The 19,985-nt window shown below is 55.4% G+C and carries 18 protein-coding genes and 2 pseudogenes; 4 read left to right on the top strand and 16 right to left on the bottom strand.

Annotated elements, in window-relative coordinates:
• Window positions 1–11 precede the first annotated feature (11 nt).
• From fdhE to fdnG, 4 genes are all read right to left on the bottom strand, one after another.
• Window positions 12–941 (bottom strand): formate dehydrogenase accessory protein FdhE, encoded by a 930-nt coding sequence (gene fdhE, locus JY391_RS21645; RefSeq protein WP_042292465.1) that lies wholly within the window; start codon window positions 939–941, stop codon window positions 12–14.
• A gap of 266 nt (window positions 942–1,207) precedes the next feature.
• The gene (gene fdoI / locus JY391_RS21640; protein WP_042292467.1) at window positions 1,208–1,843 is read right to left on the bottom strand and encodes a formate dehydrogenase cytochrome b556 subunit; all 636 of its coding nucleotides are present in this window, start codon (window positions 1,841–1,843) and stop codon (window positions 1,208–1,210) included.
• Window positions 1,840–2,742 carry a formate dehydrogenase subunit beta gene (gene fdxH / locus JY391_RS21635; RefSeq protein WP_060570983.1) on the bottom strand — a complete coding sequence of 301 codons (903 nt, stop codon included), beginning with the start codon at window positions 2,740–2,742 and terminating at the stop codon, window positions 1,840–1,842. The genes fdoI and fdxH overlap by 4 nt, the downstream gene beginning before the upstream one ends.
• Before the next feature lie 12 nt (window positions 2,743–2,754).
• Window positions 2,755–5,805, bottom strand: coding sequence for a formate dehydrogenase-N subunit alpha (gene fdnG / locus JY391_RS21630; RefSeq protein ID WP_082636871.1), 3,051 nt, complete (start codon window positions 5,803–5,805; stop codon window positions 2,755–2,757).
• Window positions 5,806–5,996: 191 nt separating this feature from the next.
• Here fdnG and fdhD point away from each other — a divergent pair, with 191 nt between their 5' ends.
• Window positions 5,997–6,833, top strand: coding sequence for a formate dehydrogenase accessory sulfurtransferase FdhD (gene fdhD, locus JY391_RS21625; protein WP_042292478.1), 837 nt, complete (start codon window positions 5,997–5,999; stop codon window positions 6,831–6,833).
• Between the two features lie 126 nt (window positions 6,834–6,959).
• Entirely contained in the window at window positions 6,960–7,172 is a 213-nt protein-coding gene (locus tag JY391_RS21620) for a YdgH/BhsA/McbA family protein (protein WP_211935002.1), read from the top strand.
• A 98-nt stretch (window positions 7,173–7,270) separates the two neighbouring features.
• Here the strand turns inward: JY391_RS21620 and JY391_RS21615 are convergent, their stop codons facing one another.
• The 8 genes and pseudogenes from JY391_RS21615 to JY391_RS21580 form a co-directional block, all read right to left on the bottom strand.
• The gene (locus JY391_RS21615; RefSeq protein ID WP_042292487.1) at window positions 7,271–8,113 is read right to left on the bottom strand and encodes a PTS system mannose/fructose/sorbose family transporter subunit IID; all 843 of its coding nucleotides are present in this window, start codon (window positions 8,111–8,113) and stop codon (window positions 7,271–7,273) included.
• Window positions 8,106–8,906 (bottom strand): PTS mannose/fructose/sorbose/N-acetylgalactosamine transporter subunit IIC, encoded by an 801-nt coding sequence (locus JY391_RS21610; RefSeq protein WP_012907844.1) that lies wholly within the window; start codon window positions 8,904–8,906, stop codon window positions 8,106–8,108. The genes JY391_RS21615 and JY391_RS21610 overlap by 8 nt, the downstream gene beginning before the upstream one ends.
• Window positions 8,907–8,917: 11 nt before the next feature.
• Window positions 8,918–9,415, bottom strand: a complete 498-nt coding sequence (locus JY391_RS21605) for a PTS sugar transporter subunit IIB (protein ID WP_042292491.1) — start codon at window positions 9,413–9,415, stop codon at window positions 8,918–8,920.
• Window positions 9,416–9,427: 12 nt separating this feature from the next.
• Window positions 9,428–10,606: a glycoside hydrolase family 88 protein gene (locus JY391_RS21600; RefSeq protein WP_211935001.1), complete on the bottom strand. Its 1,179-nt coding sequence runs from the start codon at window positions 10,604–10,606 to the stop codon at window positions 9,428–9,430.
• Window positions 10,603–11,085 (bottom strand): PTS sugar transporter subunit IIA, encoded by a 483-nt coding sequence (locus JY391_RS21595; protein WP_042292499.1) that lies wholly within the window; start codon window positions 11,083–11,085, stop codon window positions 10,603–10,605. The genes JY391_RS21600 and JY391_RS21595 overlap by 4 nt, the downstream gene beginning before the upstream one ends.
• A gap of 172 nt (window positions 11,086–11,257) precedes the next feature.
• A pseudogene (locus JY391_RS21590) lies at window positions 11,258–13,861 on the bottom strand (sigma 54-interacting transcriptional regulator).
• Between the two features lie 157 nt (window positions 13,862–14,018).
• The gene (locus JY391_RS21585) at window positions 14,019–14,342 is read right to left on the bottom strand and encodes an AzlD domain-containing protein (RefSeq protein WP_042292504.1); all 324 of its coding nucleotides are present in this window, start codon (window positions 14,340–14,342) and stop codon (window positions 14,019–14,021) included.
• Window positions 14,342–15,001, bottom strand: a complete 660-nt coding sequence (locus JY391_RS21580) for an AzlC family ABC transporter permease (protein ID WP_060570987.1) — start codon at window positions 14,999–15,001, stop codon at window positions 14,342–14,344. Before JY391_RS21580 ends, JY391_RS21585 begins: the two co-directional genes overlap by 1 nt.
• 100 nt (window positions 15,002–15,101) lie before the next feature.
• Between JY391_RS21580 and JY391_RS21575 the strand changes: the two genes are divergently transcribed.
• Together JY391_RS21575 and JY391_RS21570 are read left to right on the top strand one after the other, a co-directional pair.
• The gene (locus JY391_RS21575; RefSeq protein WP_042292509.1) at window positions 15,102–15,650 is read left to right on the top strand and encodes a helix-turn-helix domain-containing protein; all 549 of its coding nucleotides are present in this window, start codon (window positions 15,102–15,104) and stop codon (window positions 15,648–15,650) included.
• A gap of 346 nt (window positions 15,651–15,996) precedes the next feature.
• Window positions 15,997–17,388 (top strand): carbohydrate porin, encoded by a 1,392-nt coding sequence (locus JY391_RS21570; protein WP_060570988.1) that lies wholly within the window; start codon window positions 15,997–15,999, stop codon window positions 17,386–17,388.
• 43 nt (window positions 17,389–17,431) lie between these two features.
• Here the strand turns inward: JY391_RS21570 and rhaM are convergent, their stop codons facing one another.
• The 4 genes and pseudogenes from rhaM to rhaD all read right to left on the bottom strand — a co-directional run bounded on the left by rhaM (window position 17,432) and on the right by rhaD (window position 19,945).
• On the bottom strand, window positions 17,432–17,746 hold the full coding sequence (gene rhaM, locus JY391_RS21565) for an L-rhamnose mutarotase (protein WP_042292513.1): 315 nt from the start codon (window positions 17,744–17,746) through the stop codon (window positions 17,432–17,434).
• Window positions 17,743–18,891 (bottom strand): lactaldehyde reductase, encoded by a 1,149-nt coding sequence (gene fucO / locus JY391_RS21560; RefSeq protein WP_060570989.1) that lies wholly within the window; start codon window positions 18,889–18,891, stop codon window positions 17,743–17,745. The genes rhaM and fucO overlap by 4 nt, the downstream gene beginning before the upstream one ends.
• Before the next feature lie 55 nt (window positions 18,892–18,946).
• Window positions 18,947–19,066: pseudogene (locus JY391_RS21555) on the bottom strand (ABC transporter permease); the annotation flags it as partial.
• A 51-nt stretch (window positions 19,067–19,117) separates the two neighbouring features.
• Window positions 19,118–19,945 carry a rhamnulose-1-phosphate aldolase gene (gene rhaD, locus JY391_RS21550; protein ID WP_211935000.1) on the bottom strand — a complete coding sequence of 276 codons (828 nt, stop codon included), beginning with the start codon at window positions 19,943–19,945 and terminating at the stop codon, window positions 19,118–19,120.
• Window positions 19,946–19,985: the final 40 nt, after the last annotated feature.

The raw sequence follows: 19,985 nt of genomic DNA, 5'->3' as shown, positions 1-19,985 counted from the left end.
CCAGGTAAGCTTTACTCCCCTTCACCCGGGAACAGGAACGGGTTGATAGAACTACGGGCAAAGCCCTCCTGCTCCATTTTGGCGTCCAGAATCAACGAGGCAAGATCGTCAGCCACCGCTTCGACTTTCGGGTCTTTTTCCTGATAGAGAATCTTCAGGTAGGTTCCGCAGTCGCCGCAGCTTTCGGCTTTGATTGCCGCCTGCTCATTTTCCAACGACCAGTAGTGCAAATCGCGGCTCTGCTCGCAGTTGCTGCATTTCACGCGCACCACGTGCCATTCGGTTTCACACAGGTTGCAGTGCAGATAGCGCAGCCCCTGCGTGGTGCCAATTTGCACAATGCTGGAGACCGGCATTGAGCCGCACACCGGGCAATACTGGCGCTGTTCGCCGTATTCGGCGCGGGCTTTGCCCGGGATCAGGTTAGCCATCTGTGCCCAGTAAAGCGACAACGCAGCCCAGATAAACGGCGCTTTGTCGCTGCTTACAGAGGCAAAATCCGCAGCGAACAGCGCGCTCGCCATCTGTTCCAGCTCTTGTTCGGAGGCTTTTTCCAGGTTTTCGATCACCGCCAGCGCCGGGCCGCTCATTTCGGGCTTCAGCTCCGCAATCAGCGAATGCAGCAGCGTTTGCCAGTGTTTATCGCGCGGCAGAACGTGAATATCCAGCGGTGGTTTGCCCTGTTCGTTCGCGTCTTTAATGCGTGCGGTCAGGTCTATCTGAAGCGGGTGATCGTACAGCACCACTTCCTGCGCGTGGGCGATCAGCGCAGCAAAGCGCAGGTAATCGCCCAGCGGGTTGTTCTCTGCCAGTTCGCGCAGGCGTTCGGCGCGACGGTTATATAAATTTTTGAGCCGGGGAAATAATAACGGTGGGATCATATCCGTCGCGCGCTTCTCGCTTTTTTCCAGCTCATCTTGCGGGATGATACGAATGCTCATTGAGTGCTTCCTGGTTGGGCGGATCGGTGGTCTGTCATCCGCTCTTGATTTGGCGCCTGCCACGCGCCCGCTCTGGTGAATATCAGTAATGATAACCGCAATCGGTCTGCGGGATATACCGGTGACATCGCAATGTGTGCGGTACGATACCCGATCTTAACGGAGCAGACTATTCACCGTTCGGATTAGCTGGCGGAGCCTGACACGAAATAGCGCCGGAAACAATGTTCCCGGCGCCAGAGTCATTGGGATGGATAATCAGCGGGTCAGGACGATGATTTGTCCTGCTTTTCACGCACTTCGCGGTACCAGCGTGGGTGATGTTTCTTCGCCCACGAGCGGGTAACCCAGCCTTCAACCATAGCCGTAATCGTGCCTTTCACCCACAGCGCAGCGTAAATATGCACCATAATCACCACGATCAGCGCGACGGCGGCAAAGGAGTGCAACATCAGCGCAAAGCGGATCACCGGAATGGAAAACGCCGGGGCAAAGTACGGACGCCAGATGATCACGCCGCTCACCAGCAGCAGCACCAGGAAGATAATCGCCGCCCAGAACACGCATTTCTGGCCGAAGTTATACCGTCCGGTGTCGCCAACCTCGTCGTTGACGATAATCTTGCGGATGTTCTTCGCCCAGAAAATATCGTCCCGATTGATCAGGTTGTGATGCCAGTAACGGAAGAACATGATGATGAACGAGGCGAACATGATCACGCCCACGAACGGGTGCAGAATGCGCGCCAGCTGCGGCGTGCCGAGAATCTGCATCAGCCAGTTGAAGGACGGGAAGAAAAAGCCCAGTCCACTCACCGCCGCCAGCACGAAGCAGAAGGCGGTGACCCAGTGGTTGATGCGTTCCGGCGCGGTGTAGCGCACGATGGTGTCACGACGTTTCATTTGCGCACCTCGTCTTTCTCTTCATGCAGGTTGTCATCTTCTTCCTCCGCACGGTTCGGACCGACCCCGACGTAGTGGAAGACGCTGGCCGCAAAGGTCGCCGCAAAGCCGACCGCTGCAAGAGGTTTCCAGATCCCTTTCCAGAACTTCACGGTGGCGCTGATTTCCGGGTTTTCCGGCAGGCCGTGGTACAGATTCGGCTTGTCGGCATGGTGCAGCACGTACATCACGTGCGTACCGCCGACGCCTGCCGGATCGTACAGGCCTGCGTTGTCGTAACCGCGAGTTTTCAGCTCGGCGACGCGCTCGCCCGCCAGCGTTTTCATATCCTCTTTTGAGCCAAAGTGGATAGCGCCGGTTGGGCAGGTTTTCACGCAGGCCGGTTCCTGGCCGACGTTGACGCGGTCGACGCACAGCGTACATTTATACACGCGGTTGTCTTCCGGATTCAGACGCGGCACGTCGAACGGGCATCCGGCGATGCAGTAGCCGCATCCGATGCACTGTTCAGACTGGAAGTCGACAATGCCGTTAGCATACTGAATGATCGCCCCTTCCGCCGGGCACGCCTTCAGGCAGCCCGGATCGGCACAGTGCATGCAGCCGTCCTTGCGGATCAGCCATTCCAGTTTGTCGTTCTGTTCCACTTCCGAGAAGCGCATCACCGTCCATGATTTGGCGGTCAAATCCGCCGGGTTATCGTAAACCCCGACGTTGCTGCCGATTTCATCACGAATGTCATTCCACTCCGAACAGGCCACCTGGCAGGCTTTACAGCCGATACAGGTGGTTACGTCGATAAGCTTCGCCACTTCTTGCTGGTGATCCCGCGCCTGGGGCGCGGGGGTGAAACCGTTAGTCGCGGAACGACGAATGATGTCTTGCGATTGATAAGCCATAAGTCGTCTCCGTTATACCTTTTCCACATTCACCAGGAAGGACTTAAACTCCGGCGTCTGCGTGTTCGCATCACCAACGAATGGCGTTAACGTATTGGCGATAAACCCTTTTTTCGCCACGCCCTCGTAGCCCCAGTGAATCGGAATACCGATGGTATCGATATCCTTGCCGTCAGCTTTCAACGTGCGGATACGCTTGGTCACTACCGCCTTAGCCTTAATGTAACCGCGGTTAGAGGAGACTTTCACTGTATCGCCGTGGGCAATGCCCAGCTTGTTCGCCAGCTTCTCGCCAATTTCCACAAACTGTTCCGGCTGGGCGATAGCGTTAAGCAACGCGTGCTTGGTCCAGTAGTGGAAGTGCTCGGTCAGACGGTAAGTGGTGCCGACATACGGGAACTTATCGGCTTTACCCAGCGCTTCGGCGTCGCTCTTAAAGATGCGGGCGGCAGGGTTAGAGATCACGTTCGGGTGCAGCGGGTTGGTGCCCAGCGGTGTTTCAAACGGCTCATAGTGTTCCGGGAACGGACCTTCCGCCATCTTATCGACAGCAAACAGGCGCCCCATCCCTTCCGGCTGCATGATAAACGGTCCGACATCGCTACCCGGTGCGGCGGCGCTGTAGTCCGGAATGTCCATCCCGCTCCATTTCGTCCCATCCCATTTCAGGATTTGACGTTTCGGATCCCACGGGTTGCCTTGTGGATCAGCGGAGGCGCGGTTATACAAAATACGACGGTTAAGCGGCCATGCCCACGCCCAGCCCAGCGTATTGCCGAGGCCTGACGGATCGGCGTTATCGCGACGCGCCATCATGTTACCTTCCGGTGTCCAGCTACCGGCAAAAATCCAACAGCCGCTGGCGGTGGTACCATCGTCACGTAACTGGGCGAACGAACTGAGCTGCTGGCCTTTCTTGACGATCACCGCGCCCGTTGCCGGGTCGACGATATCCGCCAGCGCTTTACCGTTACTTTCCTGCGCCACTTCTTCCGAATCTGGCTCATCCGGTTTGGTGTAGTTCCAGGTCATGTTCAGCACCTGTTCCGGGTTGGCGCCGCCCTGTTCGGCGTACATCTTGCGCATACGCAAGAAAATACCCGCCAGAATTTCACCGTCGGTACGGGCTATTCCCGGTGCGTCGGCACCTTTCCAGTGCCACTGCAACCAGCGACCGGAGTTAACGATAGACCCGTTTTCTTCCGCAAAGCAGGTGGACGGCAAGCGGAACACTTCGGTCTGAATTGTCGACGGATCGACATCGTTCGACTCGCCGTGGTTCTGCCAGAAGGTTGAGGTCTCGGTGTTGAGCGGATCAATGGTCACCAGGAACTTCAGTTTCGACAGGGACGCGATCACTTTGTTTTTGTTCGGGAATGACGCCACCGGGTTAAAGCCCTGGCAGATATAGCCATTGACCTTGCCCTCGTTCATCATCTCGAAGTACTGCAGCACGTCGTACCCTTTGTCCCACTTCGGCAGCCAGTCAAAGCCCCAGCTGTTTTCCGCCGTTGCTTTGTCGCCAAAGAAGGACTTCATCAGCGAGACAAAGAATTTCGGATAATTGCCCCAGTAGTTGACCTGGCCTTCCAGCAGCGGCTTCGGCGTATTGGCGGTAAGGTAGGTTTGCAGGTCGGTCTGCTTCTCGTTCGGCAGGGTCAGGTAACCCGGCAGGCTTTGCGACAGCAGACCCAGGTCGGTCAGCCCCTGAATGTTTGAGTGACCGCGCAGGGCGTTAACGCCGCCGCCCGCCATCCCCATGTTGCCGAGCAGCAGTTGGATCATCGCCATGGTGCGGATGTTCTGCGCGCCGATGGAATGCTGCGTCCAGCCGAGGGCATACAGGAACGACGCGGTTTTGTCTTTCGCACTGGTTTCCGCGATGTACTCACACACCTTCAGGAAGTCGGCTTTCGGTGTGCCGCAGATATTTTCGACAACGTCCGGCGTATAGCGGGAAACGTGCTGTTTCAGCAGGTTCCAGACGCAGCGCGGGTGTTGCAGGGTGGTGTCGCGTTTCGCAAAGCCGTTTTCGTCCAGCTCGTAGTTCCAGCTGGTTTTGTCGTATTTGCGTTGCTCCGCGTCGTAGCCGGTGAACAGGCCATCGTCGAAGCCAAAGTCTTCACGCACGATCAGGCTGGCGTTGGTGTAAGCTTCGGTGTATTCGCGGTTGTATTTTTCGTTTGTCAGCAGGTACAGCATCACGCCTGACAGGAAAGCAATGTCAGTACCGGAACGAATCGGCGCATAGAAGTCGGCCACCGACGCGGTACGCGTAAAGCGCGGATCGATCACAATCAGCTTCGCGCCGTTGCGAATTTTCGCTTCCATCGCCCAGCGGAACCCGACCGGGTGCGCTTCAGCGGCGTTACCGCCCATTACCACGACGAGGTTGGCGTTCTTAATGTCGACCCAGTGGTTGGTCATCGCACCGCGACCAAATGTTGGAGCAAGACTTGCTACCGTTGGTCCGTGTCAGACACGCGCCTGGTTGTCGACCGCGAGCATACCCAGCGCGCGGGAGAATTTTTGCGTTAAATAGCCGGTTTCGTTACTGGAGGCTGAAGCACACAGCATGCCGGTCGACAGCCAGCGGTTGACGGTCACGCCTTCAGCGTTCTGCGCAACGTAGTTGGCGTCGCGGTCTTCTTTCATCAGCTTCGCGATGCGGTCAAACGCCTCGTCCCAACTGATCTTCTGCCATTTATCGGAGCCTGGCGCGCGGTATTCCGGGTACTTCAGGCGGCTTTCGGAGTGGATGAAGTCCACAAGTCCGGCCCCTTTCGGGCAGAGTGCGCCGCGGTTTACCGGATGGTCCGGATCGCCTTCAATATGGAAGATAGATGCTTTGGCGTTTTTCGCCCCGTCGCCGAGGCTGTACATTAACAGCCCGCAGCCAACGGAACAGTAAGTGCAGGTATTACGGGTTTCGCGGGTGCGCAGCAGTTTGTATTGCCGTGTTTCCGCTAGCGCTACGCCGGGCGCGAAGCCCAGTGCCGCCGCCGTGGTGCCTGCCATACCGCCAGCGCAGATCTTAAAGAACTGCCTTCTGCTGACCTGCATGGTTTGCTCCTTGTTTCGACATTGTCACTTCTCATTCACATTCAGTCTGAATGCTCAGGGAGTGATTGTTATTTTTCTTTGCGGAGAGGACCGCAAAGGTCCAGAATTGGGTCAATTTCCCCTTGTCCCGGTGGGGTTTGTGACAGAATACCACAATGTTGGTACGTCTGTTCTTATACGGTTAAAAGAAAGTGAATAAGATACATCCAGAAGAAGTCGAATATGTGACAAATGTCACGGGTTATCGCGAGGTTAGCCTCTGGACGCGCGAGGATTTGCAACATCCTCAGCGGGATGAGGTCGCGGAAGAAGTCCCGGTTGCGCTGGTCTATAACGGCATTTCGCACGTTGTGATGATGGCGTCGCCGAAAGATCTTACGCATTTCGCCGTTGGCTTTTCCCTTTCTGAGGGAATCATCGCCAGCCCGCGGGATATTTTTGGTATGGATGTCGTGCCGTCCTGTAACGGGCTTGAGGTGCGGATTGAGCTTTCCAGCCGCCGCTTTATGGGGTTGAAAGAACGTCGCCGCGCGCTGGCTGGACGGACTGGCTGTGGCGTCTGCGGCGTGGAACAGCTTAACGACATTGGTAAACCGGTGCAGCCGCTGCCATTCACCCAGACGTTTCATCTCGCCAGTCTCGACCCGGCTTTACAGCATCTGAAGGACTTTCAGCCCATCGGAAAACTGACCGGATGCACCCATGCCGCAGCCTGGGTTATGCCTTGTGGCGAACTGGCGGGCGGTCATGAAGATGTGGGACGTCATGTAGCGCTGGATAAACTGCTCGGGCGTCGTGCCGGGGAAGGAAAAGCCTGGGAACAGGGGGCGGCGCTGGTATCCAGTCGCGCCAGCTATGAGATGGTGCAGAAATCGGCGATGTGCGGCGTTGAAATCTTATTTGCGCTCTCTGCCGCCACTACATTAGCGGTGGAAGTAGCCGAGCGCTGCAACCTGACGCTGGTGGGCTTCTGTAAGCCGGGCAGGGCGACCGTTTATACGCACCCGCAGCGGTTAATTGCCGGATAACATATTCAGTTTATTTGAATTAGATTGGCAAATCCTTCCGCTTTCAGTTGTCTGAGTAACGGCCTATTATTTATCACATCAAGGCACAGTGCCTTACTCAAACAACCAAATGAAAGGGTTTATATCATGAAAAGCATCAAAACTTTTGTCGTAGTAATCGCTCTCGCTACGTCCTTCGGTACTTTCGCCGCGCAGTCCGTGACCGCAACCGGCTCGACGCTGGAAAGCGCGGAAGCGAAAATCGCCGCTCAGGCTGAACAAGCTGGCGCCAGCGCCTACAAAATTACCCAGGCTTATACTGGTAACCGTGTGCACATGACTGCTGAATTGCTGAAATAAGCCTTGCCGGACGGCGGCGTTCTGCCTTGTCAGGTCTGCAGGCGTTTCCAGCCGTAGGCCTGATACGCGCTGTGCTAACAGACACAGCGCGTATCACATCAAATTACCCCAACGCCTGCGGCGGCGAATCCAAAGACAATCAGCATAATCAACACTTTATTCGGACTCACCTTTTTATTAAGCAGCTTCAGACAGCCAAGCACCAGCAGCAGAGGAATCAGCCCGACGCAAATTTTGTCGAGTATCTCCTGAAGCACAAAAGGTTGCCCGGCGATAGTCGTTTTAAAGGTGGTTGTAAATTTCACCATGCTAGCGCTCATAGCGCCTACCATCATTAAGCCCATTATCGACGACGCTTTGGTAATACAACCAAGTAACCCAGACTGCGTTGCTTCAGCGATGTATTTCGATCCCAGACGGTAACCCATCACCCCGCCGTAATAGCGCAGCAGATAGCTGGGAATGTTATAAATTAGCAGAAACAGCAATGGCCCCAGCGGGTTGCCCTGTGAGGCCAGGCCAATCGCAATACCGGTGGCGATAATGCGCAATACCCCATAGAAGAATGAGTCGCCGACGCCCGCGAATGGCCCCATCAGCGCCACTTTAATGCCGTTGATGCTTGAAGTATCAAAGTTCGGATTAGCGGCGTTCTCTTTTTCCATCGACAGCGTCAGTCCCATAATGAAGGGCGCCAGATGCTGATTGGTGTTGAAAAACTGGCTGTTTCGCTTGAGCGACTCCGTATAACGGTGGGGATCGCCTGCGTAGATTTTTTTCAGCATGGGGGCGATGGCCCAGCCGTAGCTCAGGCCTTCCATACGAGTAAAGTTCATGGAGCCTAGTAGCTGGAACTGGCGGAAGAACAGCTGGCGAAACATCTTTTTTTCGCTTTTGCTGTCGTCATACGCGCACGACGCGCTGTTATGGATATCAGTCATTGAAGAACCCATCCTTATCGTCCACCGACGCAGGCGCGGCGACAGTGGCTTGTTTATTCGCCTTGAGTTGATTGAACTCGTTGAAGCACAGATAGACCGCAACGGAAGCGGCAATAATCGCGATACCCATAATCGGCAATTGTAAATAAGCCGCCATCGCAAAGCCGATAAAGAAGAACGCGGCGATATTACGGTTCCACAGCGCTTTCAACAGAATGGCGAAGCCTAACGCGGGCAGAATACCACCGACCGCCGTCATTCCGCGCATCACCGGGTCCGGAATGCTTTCGACCAGACTGCGGATGACGTCGGTGCCGAAAAGAATGCCGAAGAACGCCAGTACCGCAAAGGGCACGCCGTAAAACATCGTCATTCCCAGCGTGATGCCCAGCGCCGCGCGATCGCGTCCCTCCTCCAGCAATGCGTCATATTTTTCCACCAGCGCGGTGTAAACCAGCTTTAGCACCTGATACACGAATACCGCCAGCAGGCTGATTGGTAGCGCCAGCGCCACTGCGACGGCGGGTTCAGCTTTGGTCAGGATGGTGAAGGCCGTCGCCAGGACGGAACCGACGGCGAGATCGGCCGGTACTGAACCGCCAATGGTGATGGTGCCAAGAAAAATCAGCTCCAGCGTGGCGCCGATAATAATCCCCTGCTGAAAATCCCCCAGCACAAAGCCCACCATCGCGCCGCAAATCAGCGGGCGTTCGATTAGCGGCTGGCCGAGCGTATGGTCGGCGAACTTGGCGATATACATCACCAGCGCGACAAGTAATGCAGACGTTAACATGACGACCTCGCTTAGCTGGCGGCGCTATCCAGCATCTCAATCAAATTCTTCACCGGATGAGAGGGCAGAACCTGGTATTCAACTTTTACGCCGCGCGCGGCGATGGCATGAAAATCCGCTACGTCTTCCGGCGTGACGTACACGGTATCGCTGATGCGTTTTTTCGCCGCCAGATTATCGGTAATGCGCCCGAAGTTGGCGACGTTGAGGCTTTTTATCGCGGGCACCTGTTCAACCAGACGCCGGGCATCGGCGGCATTGTTAACGATCACCATAATTTTCATCGCTTCGGAACGCGGATCGTTAAGCACATCGCCCGCATCTTTTACCGCCATGATGGCGCATTTCGCGGTGTCGGGCGCCGCCATCCGCAGCGACATTTTCTGCACGTCGTTATTTACGATTTGATCGTTGGCGACAAGGATGCGGTTGACGCCGAGGTGCTTAGTCCAGACAACGGCGACCTGGCCATGAATTAAGCGATCGTCAATACGAATTAAAGAAATCATGTGTAGCTCCAGTTAGCAAAAGTAGAGTGTCCAGACGCGGGAAAGACGAACCAGGGCTTCGAAATAAAAATAATCGCCCCAAAGGTTAGGTTCATTAATACCCACGTTGCGGCCATAGTTGTAAACGCCTTCACGCAGCAGGCCGTCCTGCGTGTGGGCAAAGTAGCGCTCACGTAAATTGCGCATCATCAGTTCGATGGCGTTCGCGTAGGCGGGACGCAGCGGGTCGCTGAGCGGCAGCAGGGTTAACAGCTCCGCCAGCCCACAGGCGGCGACAGCGGCGGCGGAAGTGTCGCGCCAGGCGTTATCCTGCGGAGTGAAAATCAGATCCCAGTAGCAGATGTAATCGTCCGGCAGCCGGTTGAGAAAATAGTGGGCCAGTTTACGCGCCAGCTCCGGCTGGCAGGCGTCGCCGGTATGACGAAAACCCAGCGCGAAACCGTAAATACCCCAGGCCTGACCGCGCGCCCAGCAGGAGCTGTCGCTGAAGCCCTGATGGGTATCGCCGCGCAGCGGCTGGCCGCTGTGGATATCCATATAAAAGGTATGAAACGTTGAGGCATCGTCGCGCACCAGATAGCGCGCCGCCTGCGCCAGATGGTGGGTAGCCGCTTCACGCCAGGCGCTATTGCCCGTTTCGTTTGCCGCCCAGAACAGCAGCGGGACGTTGAGATTACAGTCGATGATCATTCGTCCCTGGCGCGCGGGATCGTTCAAATCGCCCCAGGCCTGAATCACTCCAGCCGTTGCGTTAAAGCGCTGATACAGCCGTTCGGCGGCGCGCAGCGCAAGTTCGCGCGCGCGACGGTTGCCCGTCAGTTTCCAGGCGTTAACGCAGGAGAGCAGGTACAGAAATCCCAGGTCGTGCGTATCAACCTTAATCTGCTTATCAAGGCGTTCTTCAAAGCTGTCGAGCAGTCCTTCCGCAATGACGCGATACTTATCGGCACCGGTGACCTCCCAGGCCAGCCACAGCATTCCGGTCCAGAAGCCTTCGGTCCAGTCGACTTTTTCAACGACAGGATAGCGACCATCAACCGCGCTGGCTGCCGGAAAGGTTGTGGTAAAGCGCGGCAGCATCGCGTCTATCTGCGTGATAACTTCCTTCAGCGCTTCGCTCAGCCAGCGCCGATCCAGGCCCGGTTGCGGTTTGAAATAGCGCGGGTCAAGCGTTTCCAGAGCGATGGTCATAATGGCCTCTCCGCGGCAAAAAAGCCGTCCATATCGTCAGCAGGGACGCTTGATTCCGCCTGACGAGCGGTAAGAATTTCAGGCAGGCGGTTCACATACTGCATCGCACCGCTGGCGGCGGTGATGGCGTCCTGGATACGCGCTAAGGTTTCGGTCTGTTCAGAAAGGCAGAACTCCATCAGCATGATCAAATTTGCGCCGCTGATCACATGGATATGCGGATATTTAACCAGCAGTTGGACGGCGGTGTTGTTAACGCTGCCGCCGGGCATATCGGTAAACAGCACCAGTTCCTTTTGTTGGCTAATCGTCTGCTGAACGATCGCTTCAAAGCGGGCTGCCAGTTCCGCCGTTGAGCCGATGTCGCCGCAGTAGGCGCAAATCGGCGTTACGCCATGATCGTCGCCGACCAGCAGATTCAGCGCTGAGACAATGCCCTGCGCATAGTGCCCGTGGGTTGCGATGTACAACTCTCGCATTGTGCATTCCTTCATTTTTCAGTATCTGTTGAAGGTATTGCAAGCGGCATGCCATATTTTTATCTTATTGAATTTAATGAAGTAAAACGTAGTGTTCGAGGGCTTTTGCTGTGTCGAAAAGGGCTGCGAACGCAGCGTCGAAGCGTCTGCCAGTCTGTAGCTGGCAGAAACGTTAACAGAGCGCTTCGGTGGCTATCCACGGCTCCATAATTTCATAAATCATGAGCACTTCGGTCAGCGGCAGGGTGATATTGTATTTACGGTTTAGCGCCTGGAAAAAAGTGTCATGTACGGCGACAAAAGCCTGCTGATCCAACGTGAGTTCGGCTTCTTCGCGGTGCCGGACGCCGTTATTCACCATGACGCGCTCAATCATCAGCGCGATATGCATAAACAGGTTGATACGCAGATAGCTTTCAAAGTGGATTTTGTAGAAAGACTCATACTGCTTAATAACGGCTTCCACTTCGTCGATGATCACCACCGGATTGAGGAAGTTCAACCTGCTGGCAACCCCCTCGACGGTAAACAGTTTGACCACCTCCTCGATCATCGGCTCCAGAGCGCCTTCCATGACTAATCCGTTAAAGTAGTCGCGCTTCAGCACCAGCGTTTTCTCTTTAATCAGCTGTTCGACGCTGAGCTGCGGGATGTACCCCGCCTCCAGTTCGGTGGTGGTGATAATCAGCCGCGTGCCGTTAAGCGCCGGGTCGGCGCGGGCGATTTTCCACTTCAGATCGTCATACTCCATCGTGATGATATCGATCTCCTCCTGCGCCAGATAGCGCTGCACGATATCTTTAAGCTTACGGGAAATACCCTCGCCGGAAATGCACGAAATGATGATTTTGTTGCCGGGAAGTATTCCGGCGTAATAACGCGTTTCTACTTCCCACGCGCCTTTCGCCCCTTCGATAATCGCCTCCATTGGCAACTTGTCCTGGATTTTCGAGGCAATATCCAGCGCCATTGCGGTGCTGACGTTGTTAATCACCAGCAGCTCGCCGTGCAGATGAAGTTTAATCTCTTCGTAGATCGCTTTCAGCGAGCCCATATCGACAAGAATAATCAGCCCGCCGCCGTGCTTAAGACGTGACAGATGGCTTATCAGCAGGTCGATAATTTCCCGGGTTGAGGTCGCGTTGGGCATATCGAAGGCTTTAAAGTAATAGCCGCCGGTCAGCTGGTTGGCGATGCCGGCAATGCTCGACGCAGTCGAGCGCCCGTGGGAAACAATAATGCCCTGAATCAGCGAATCTTCCCCGGCCACAGAATGAAAGATACAACTGAACAATGGCTGCAACAGAGGTAACTGCTGATGCGTGACGTGCTTCGCCAGCAGCGCAATACACTCCTCCGTTAGCAGGCGCGCTTTGCCGGAAACGTAGTCGGCAATGGTCAGCAGTTCATCGGCCTGTTCCGCCTGTTGTGGCGTATGCAACGCGTAGGTCAGGCAAAGCCAGAGCGCTTTACGGATCTCCGGACCTCAGGTGATGCCGGTCAGACACTCCAGTTCGTTTACCGCATGCATTGTGTTCTGCCAGACGTAGCCGTTATACAGTGTTTCAGTGGAAACCACGCCCTTCACCGTCGCCAGCAACTGCTCGATTTTGCGGTTCAGCAGCAGAACATTACCGCTGTGGCAAAAATCGCGGAAAATGACCTCATCATGCATCGCCTTAGGCAGCAGCATACTGGCGTCGGGTTCCTGTCCTCCTGTGTCGGCGGAAATCACCAGCATTTCGCCGTCCGGATGCGTACCGCGTAGCCTGATGTTATCGGCGTCGCGGTGATTGCTCCACGCGCTGGCGCACATGACTTTGATCAGGTTTTTCAGTTCGCCGATGTTGCCGCGCACCGGAGAAGAGACGAGCTGGCGCATCAACTGATTATCGAGGTGGATGTCCCTGCCCAGGTTGGCCGCTTCCTGACACAGGAACAGAGTGACCTGTGCGATACGCTCTGTGAGCGGTCGCGAAATAAAGTTAGGCAATGTTACCCGAACCGGGATGCGTCGGCGGAAGGTATTGAGCAACGCCGTGTCAATATTTTCCGTGGTGGCGAAGATAAAGCGTAACGAAGCCGGATGGCGGGTGCGGTTATCGCCGAGTCGATAGAAATAGCCTTTATCCATAAACAGGAACAGTTTTTCCTGGTTTTCCGCGGACAGACGATGCACTTCATCAAGGAACAGAAAGCCGCCGTTGGCGTCGTCAAACGCGCCCTGTTTCTCACGATCGGCGCCGGTGAAGGCGCCGCGGGTATAGCCGAACAGCGTGGCGGAGAGCAGTTCGGGGTTGTTGGCGTAGTCAGCGCAGTTTAGTTCGACAAACGGTTTATCAGCGGCGATAACGCCGCGTCCGATGGCGTACTGATAGATCAGCGAGGCGAGATGGCTCTTGCCCACGCCGCTTTCGCCTGAGATCAGCACAGGTAAGCCGTCTCCCGGATAGTCCACCGCTAAGCGGCAGAGAGCGACCGCTTCCGCCAGGCTACCCTCGGCGCCGGTCAGACTCTGGAAAGCATCAGCCTTTTTCGACACTAAACGGGACGCTTGCTCATTTTGTGCGCCATTATGCTGAATAAAGAAGCGTACCGGGCGCGTGTTTTCTTTGCGTAAACGCCCCTCGTCGCACAGTCGGTTCAGGTAGTGACTAATGACGCTACGGTTGACCTGCATAAAGCAAGTACAGTCCTGGGCCGTGAATCCCGTAATGCTTTCCGCATAAAGCGTCAGAATATGATGCAATAATTTTTCTTTGGCTGTCCGCGCCATCTTTCTTGTCCCGCGTAGAGTAGAAAATAGCGTCGATTATTATTCGACGCTAGACACTGATATTTTTCTTCGACACTAACTACTTTCTACGCTTAATCAGAAAAATGAAACTCAGTTTTAAACAGGATGTGATCGCGATCGGCGATTGTTTTAGTGGTTAGTGCACTCCCGCCATTCTCAAGAGCGCCGTCACCACCGCCGCAGCGATAATCACCACAATCAGCGGCATTTTCCGCCAGGCGAGAAATACCGCGAAAGCCACGCCCAATACGCGCGCCATACCCGCAAAGTGTTCGCCTTCGTAGAAGGTGGTCGCCAGCGCAACGGAAAACAGCAATACCGTCGCGGCATCGGAAAGCAGCGCCTGCGAACGCTCGGAAAGCGCCAGACGACTCCCCAGCTTTGCGCCGCCGAGGCGCATCAGGTAGGTACCCGCCGATAAAATTGCGATGCCGAGGATAAACAGCGTCATGTTGCCCATTATTTTTTCCTCGTCAGTAAGCCAAGCAGGGAAAGCAGCACCGGCAGCCCGACCGGCGCAAAAGGCACGGCAGCAAGCGACACGGCGGCGCCGCTCAGGCTGCGAATTAAAGTAGTACGGTTTTTGAAAGCAGGTACCACAAGCGCGAGCAGGATCGCCGGGAACACGGCGTCGAGACCGATGGTTTCCGGCGCGGGCAGCAACTGTCCCACCACCGTACCCAGCAGGGTACCTACCGGCCAGAGAATGGCAACGCCCAGACCGCAAAGCCAGTAAGCGGCTTTACGCTGCTCCGGCGTTTTCTGCGACAGGCCAAACACCACGCTCTCATCGTTCATAATGTGGCAGCCCAAAAAGCTGGCGGCGCGGGTGCCGACCAGATCGCGCACCGTCACGCCGAAAGGTACGTGGCGGGCGTTAACCAGTAAACCGGCTGCCGCTGCCGCTAACGGGTTTCCGCCGCTGGCGACAATGCCGATGAACATGAATTCTGACGCGCCGGCCAGTACAAAAATCGAGAGCACAAACGGTACCCAGACCGGGAAACCGTAGGCCATCGCCAGCGAGCCGTAGGACATGCCCACTACGCCGACGGCCAGGCATACCAGAAATATCGCTTTTATCGTGTCTGCTTTCAGACTGGAAAAGAGGTGTTTCATCCATTTTAGCCATATCGAACGAGTTTCCATTATAATGAACGGAACATGATCGATTTACAAGACGAACGAATCGTTCGTTATAAAAAACGCGGAGACGTGAATGACACAGCCCATCAGCGTGATTGCTAAAAGTCTGGTACGCGAACGTCAGCGGACAGGACTGTCGCTGGCGGAGATCGCCCGTCGGGCAGGCATCGCCAAATCCACACTTTCACAGCTGGAAGCGGGAAACGGTAATCCTAGCCTGGAAACGCTCTGGTCGCTCTGTGTGGCGCTGGATATCCCCTTTGCGCGGCTGCTGGAACCGCAGGTGCAAAAAACGCAGGTGATTCGGCGGGGCGAAGGGACAAAAGTGGTGGCGGAGCAGGCGCACTATCAGGCCATTTTGCTGGCCGCGTGCCCCCCTGGCGCACGTCGCGATATCTATTTACTGCTGACCCAGCCGGGAGCCGACCGCGTTTCACAGCCCCATCCGCCCGGGTCGATAGAGCATATCATCGTGACGCAGGGAAAAGCGCTGGTTGGTCTGACCGACGCGCCGGAAGAATTAGGTGTGGGTGACTATATTTGTTACCCCGCCGATCGGGAACATATATTTAAGGCGCTGGCACCGGACACGCAGGCAATTCTGGTCGCCGAACAAAATTAAGGTTATTTCGATTAATTCGAGCGTGGTGTAATAACGTCACGCTCAATGATTAGTCAAAATTATATTTTCATTAAATCTATATTTATAACTTTTTACGATATTTCGTTTATTTCCCCGCTTTTGTTAGATTCCTCACGAACTGCATATTTGCTGCATTTACACCAATAAATCAGAATGCTAATAATTATTAGCCTGTAAAAACACCCGCAATCGCTGTTTAATCATTCATGGGTTCAATTGCTGGTGTCAATATATATAAAAATAAAATTGTTCTTATCTCATTATTCACCACGCGTATTCCTACAGGAAAACGCTGATCATTCTTTATTTCAAGGAAAGCGAATAAATGAAGAAATCGACGTTATCTTTAGCAATCGGATTATTATTAGTGGCAAATACCGGTTTTGCTAAAACAGCGCAATTGACTCTGGAACAACGGCTTGAGCAATTAGAGGCCCGACTGGCGGCGGCGGAAAACCGGGCGGCCCAGGCGGAAAGCCAGGTACAACAATTACAGGTCCAGCAGGCTGCGGAGATCCGCGAAATCAAAGCCGCTCAGGGCAACACTCCGGTTAACGGACAGACACCGACGGAAGAAACGCAGAAAAACGCCGCGACGCCAAATCTGCAGCTCTCCGGCTACGGTGATTTGAAGATCTACGGCGATGTGGAATTTAACATGGATGCCGAAAGCAAACATGGCCTGCTGGCGATGACCAATGCCAATATGGATCCTGACACAACGAATGAACAATGGGATCTGAATGGCCGTATCCTGCTGGGTTTTGACGGGATGCGGAAGCTGGATAACGGCTATTTCGCTGGCTTCTCGGCGCAGCCGTTAGGGGACATGTCCGGCACAGTGGACATTGATGACGCTGTCTTCTTCTTCGGCAAGGAAAACGACTGGAAGGTGAAAGTCGGGCGTTTCGAAGCCTATGATATGTTCCCGCTGAATCAGGATACGTTTGTCGAACATTCCGGCAATACCGCTAACGATCTGTACGACGACGGCAGCGGCTATATCTACATGATGAAAGAAGGGCGCGGACGTTCCGACGCTGGCGGTAACTTCCTTGTCAGCAAGCAAATCGATAACTGGTATTTCGAACTCAACACCCTGCTGGAAGACGGTACCGCGCTGTTTAATGAGGGTGACTACCATGGTCGTGAGATGGATCAACAGAAAAACGTTGCCTATCTGCGCCCGGTTATCGCGTGGTCAAAAGATGAGTTCTCGGTGGCCGCGGCGATGGAATCGAACGTGGTCAATAACGCCTACGGCTACACCGACGCACAGGGCGACTTTGTCGATCAGTCCGACCGCACCGGCTATGGCTTAACCATGACCTGGGACGGCTTAAAGACCGATCCGGACAACGGTGTGGTGCTTAACGTCAACACCGCATATCTGGATGCCAGCAGTGAAAAAGACTTTACCGCCGGGGTGAACGCCCTGTGGAAGCGCTTTGAGCTGGGTTATATTTACGCGCATAACAAGATTGATGAATATTCAGGTGTCGTCTGCGACGATGATTGCTGGATTAACGATGAAGGCACCTATGACATTCATACTATTCATGCGTCCTATCAGTTCGCCAATGTGATGGATATGGAGAACTTCAATATTTATCTCGGTACCTATTATTCCATCATGAACAGCGACGGCGATGACGTTCACGGCGACGATTCCGACGACCGCTACGGTGCCCGCGTTCGCTTCAAATATTACTTCTGATGCAAAAAGGCCCGGTATTCACCGGGCCTGGACTCATTGGCGCTTACGCCAGATAAAACACTTCCTTCAGTTCCGCGCTGACCGGGCTGTTGTCCGGGTTTGCGGGCATCACGTCGCGCATATGTTTCCACCAGCGCTGACACACGTCAGTATTCGCGACCGCGTTCCAGCGCTCTTCGGACTCAATCTCCACGGTGGCGAACAGCAGGTTGCGCGCTTCGTCGAGATAGATCGCATAGTGATGCGCGCCGTGCGCTTTTAGCACCGCTTCCAGCTCCGGCCAGATGGGGTTATGGCGGCGCTGATACTCTTCGTGCGCGTCGCCGTTAACCTGCATCACGAATGCTTTGCGGATCATAACGCCTCCAGGTATAGCTCGCGGACTTCATCGCGGCTGGCAGTGCGCGGGTTGCATGGCGCGCATGGGTCAGCCAGCGCTTTATCCAGCCAGCCTTCGATGTCCTCTTTGGTTACGCCGAGTGCGCTGAACCCTTCCGGAATACCCACGCGTTTGCTCAGGGCGCGGATCGCATTAATCGCTTCCATACTTGCCGCTTCATCGCTCATGCCGCGGGTATCCACCCCCATCGCCCCGGCGATGCGGGCAAAACGCGCGACGGCGTTCGGGCGGTTAAAGTTTTCAATGATCGGCAGCAGAATGGCGTTGCAAACGCCGTGCGGCAGGTTGTGAGTCGCGCCTGGCTGATGCGCCAGCGCATGCACCAGCCCCAGGCCGGCGCTGTTGAATGCCATCCCCGCCAGATACTGACCGAACGCCATCTGCTCACGGGCTTCCATGTTGTGGCCATCATCCACGGCTTTCGGCAGCCACAGGTTGATCAGACGGATAGCTTCCAGCGCGTTAGCGTCGGTTAGCGGGTGCGCGCCAACGGAAACGTAGGCTTCCACCGCGTGGGTCAGGGCATCCATACCGGTCGCCGCGGTGACGGACGCCGGAATATCCAGCATCACGCTGGCATCGTCTACCGCAATATCCGGAATGATATTCGGGTCGATGATCACTTCTTTTACCTGACGTTCGGCGTCAATAATCACCGCGTTGCTGGTCATCTCAGCCGCTGTCCCGGCGGTGGTGTTGATCGCGACCAGCGGTACGCCCGGGTTCTTCACTTTGCCCACGCCGGAATAGGACGTGGATGGCGCCGGGTTAGCGGTAAGGATTTTCACCGCTTTGGCGGTATCGATTGGGCTGCCGCCGCCAAATGCGATGATGTAGTCGCAGTTCGCCTCCTGATACGCCGCGTAACCCTTTTGCACCAGCGCTTCGGTTGGATTCGGGAACACCTCGTCAAACAGGTGATACGACATCTGGTGCGCATCCAGCGCGGTGAACAGGCTATCGAGTAGCCCAAGCTTCACCAATTGACCGTCGGTGACGATCAGCGCTTTTCCCCACTGCTTGTTCGCAACCAGATTCACCATATCGCCAATCGCCCCTGCGCCGTGCAGGCTGATTTTGGGAAGTGCCAGCATAAAGCTCATGTTATTCTCCTTAATTACGATGAAATTATGTCCGGCGGCGCTGCGCTTGCATGGCGCCGGAACCGCCAGGGATAGGGATGCCGCTCAGTACCCCACAGGCTGCCACGGCCTGCCAGTCAAAACCGTTAGCCACATCGACATATGCAACAGCGAAACGGGAGATCCACATATTGCCGCTCTGGTAAGGTTTCAGCGCGGCAACGGTGAGCGGGGCGCGATGTTGCGATTAATACAGTTCTAATGCGCTGGCGAGCGGGGTGACGCCGAAACGTTTACCCAGCGCGATCAGTTCTTCACGGCTGATGGTTTGCTTCATGCCGCCCATCGACAACACTTTGACTAACACTTCGGCGGACTTCTCTGCGGTGTCGATCAGGCCGAACGCTTCATCCAGCGTCGGGCCGCTGCCAAACACGCCGTGGAACGGCCACAGGACCAGCGAATGTTTTTGCATTTCCTGTGCGGTGGCCTGGCCGATGTCGTCGGTGCCCGGCACCATCCACGGCAGAATGCCGACGCCGTCCGGGAACACCACCAGACACTCGGTACTGCCTTCCCACAGCTTGCGGGTGATGAGATCGGTGCTGTTTTCCAGCACGTAGGTCAGGGCGATCAGGTTGGTCGCGTGGCAGTGCATGATCACACGATCTTTGCCATGGGTCACGTTGATGCGCTCGCAGTGGGAGAGGAAGTGCGCCGGCAGTTCAGAGGTCGGCACCGCCTCGTGGGTCAGTCCCCATAAAATGTGATAGCCCGCGCCGTCGCTATCGACTTTGACCACGCCTAAATTGGCTGCCGGGTCGAGCTGCACATTGCGGAAAAATTTACCGGAACCGGTCACGATAAACGGCGTGTTCGCCAACAGCGGCATTGGCTGGCTCAGGGCGATGTAACGTGGCGCGGCGTGGAAGTCTGCGCTGAACGGCGCAATATCCGCCTCGTCGAGACGCAGCGTCAGGTTGCCGCCGTTGCGCTCGTCCCAGCCTTTCAGCCAGGCATCGGAGGTGGCTTTGATCATCCCCTGAACAAACCAGGAATCGGTAATGTTTTGCATAATATAGTGTACCTGTCTCATTATTTGCCCGATGGCGCTG

Origin of the sequence: Citrobacter sedlakii (assembly GCF_018128425.1) — a bacterium.
Lineage (GTDB): Bacteria > Pseudomonadota > Gammaproteobacteria > Enterobacterales > Enterobacteriaceae > Citrobacter_A > Citrobacter_A sedlakii.
Note: the sequence above shows the minus strand (reverse complement) of the source record. Positions and strands in the feature narration are given on the sequence as shown.

Excerpts from the sequence above, each read along its gene's own strand:
- JY391_RS21605 (WP_042292491.1), bottom strand. The coding sequence starts at position 9,415 with ATGATTTCTTTAATTCGTATTGACGATCGCTTAATTCATGGCCAGGTC.
- JY391_RS21600 (WP_211935001.1), bottom strand. The coding sequence starts at position 10,606 with ATGACCATCGCTCTGGAAACGCTTGACCCGCGCTATTTCAAACCGCAA.
- JY391_RS21580 (WP_060570987.1), bottom strand. The coding sequence starts at position 15,001 with ATGAAACACCTCTTTTCCAGTCTGAAAGCAGACACGATAAAAGCGATA.
- fdxH (WP_060570983.1), bottom strand. The coding sequence starts at position 2,742 with ATGGCTTATCAATCGCAAGACATCATTCGTCGTTCCGCGACTAACGGT.
- JY391_RS21595 (WP_042292499.1), bottom strand. The coding sequence starts at position 11,085 with ATGCGAGAGTTGTACATCGCAACCCACGGGCACTATGCGCAGGGCATT.
- fdhE (WP_042292465.1), bottom strand. The coding sequence starts at position 941 with ATGAGCATTCGTATCATCCCGCAAGATGAGCTGGAAAAAAGCGAGAAG.
- JY391_RS21620 (WP_211935002.1), top strand. The coding sequence starts at position 6,960 with ATGAAAAGCATCAAAACTTTTGTCGTAGTAATCGCTCTCGCTACGTCC.
- JY391_RS21615 (WP_042292487.1), bottom strand. The coding sequence starts at position 8,113 with ATGACTGATATCCATAACAGCGCGTCGTGCGCGTATGACGACAGCAAA.
- JY391_RS21585 (WP_042292504.1), bottom strand. The coding sequence starts at position 14,342 with ATGGGCAACATGACGCTGTTTATCCTCGGCATCGCAATTTTATCGGCG.
- JY391_RS21575 (WP_042292509.1), top strand. The coding sequence starts at position 15,102 with ATGACACAGCCCATCAGCGTGATTGCTAAAAGTCTGGTACGCGAACGT.
- JY391_RS21610 (WP_012907844.1), bottom strand. The coding sequence starts at position 8,906 with ATGTTAACGTCTGCATTACTTGTCGCGCTGGTGATGTATATCGCCAAG.
- rhaD (WP_211935000.1), bottom strand. The coding sequence starts at position 19,945 with ATGCAAAACATTACCGATTCCTGGTTTGTTCAGGGGATGATCAAAGCC.
- fdoI (WP_042292467.1), bottom strand. The coding sequence starts at position 1,843 with ATGAAACGTCGTGACACCATCGTGCGCTACACCGCGCCGGAACGCATC.
- JY391_RS21570 (WP_060570988.1), top strand. The coding sequence starts at position 15,997 with ATGAAGAAATCGACGTTATCTTTAGCAATCGGATTATTATTAGTGGCA.
- fucO (WP_060570989.1), bottom strand. The coding sequence starts at position 18,891 with ATGAGCTTTATGCTGGCACTTCCCAAAATCAGCCTGCACGGCGCAGGG.
- rhaM (WP_042292513.1), bottom strand. The coding sequence starts at position 17,746 with ATGATCCGCAAAGCATTCGTGATGCAGGTTAACGGCGACGCGCACGAA.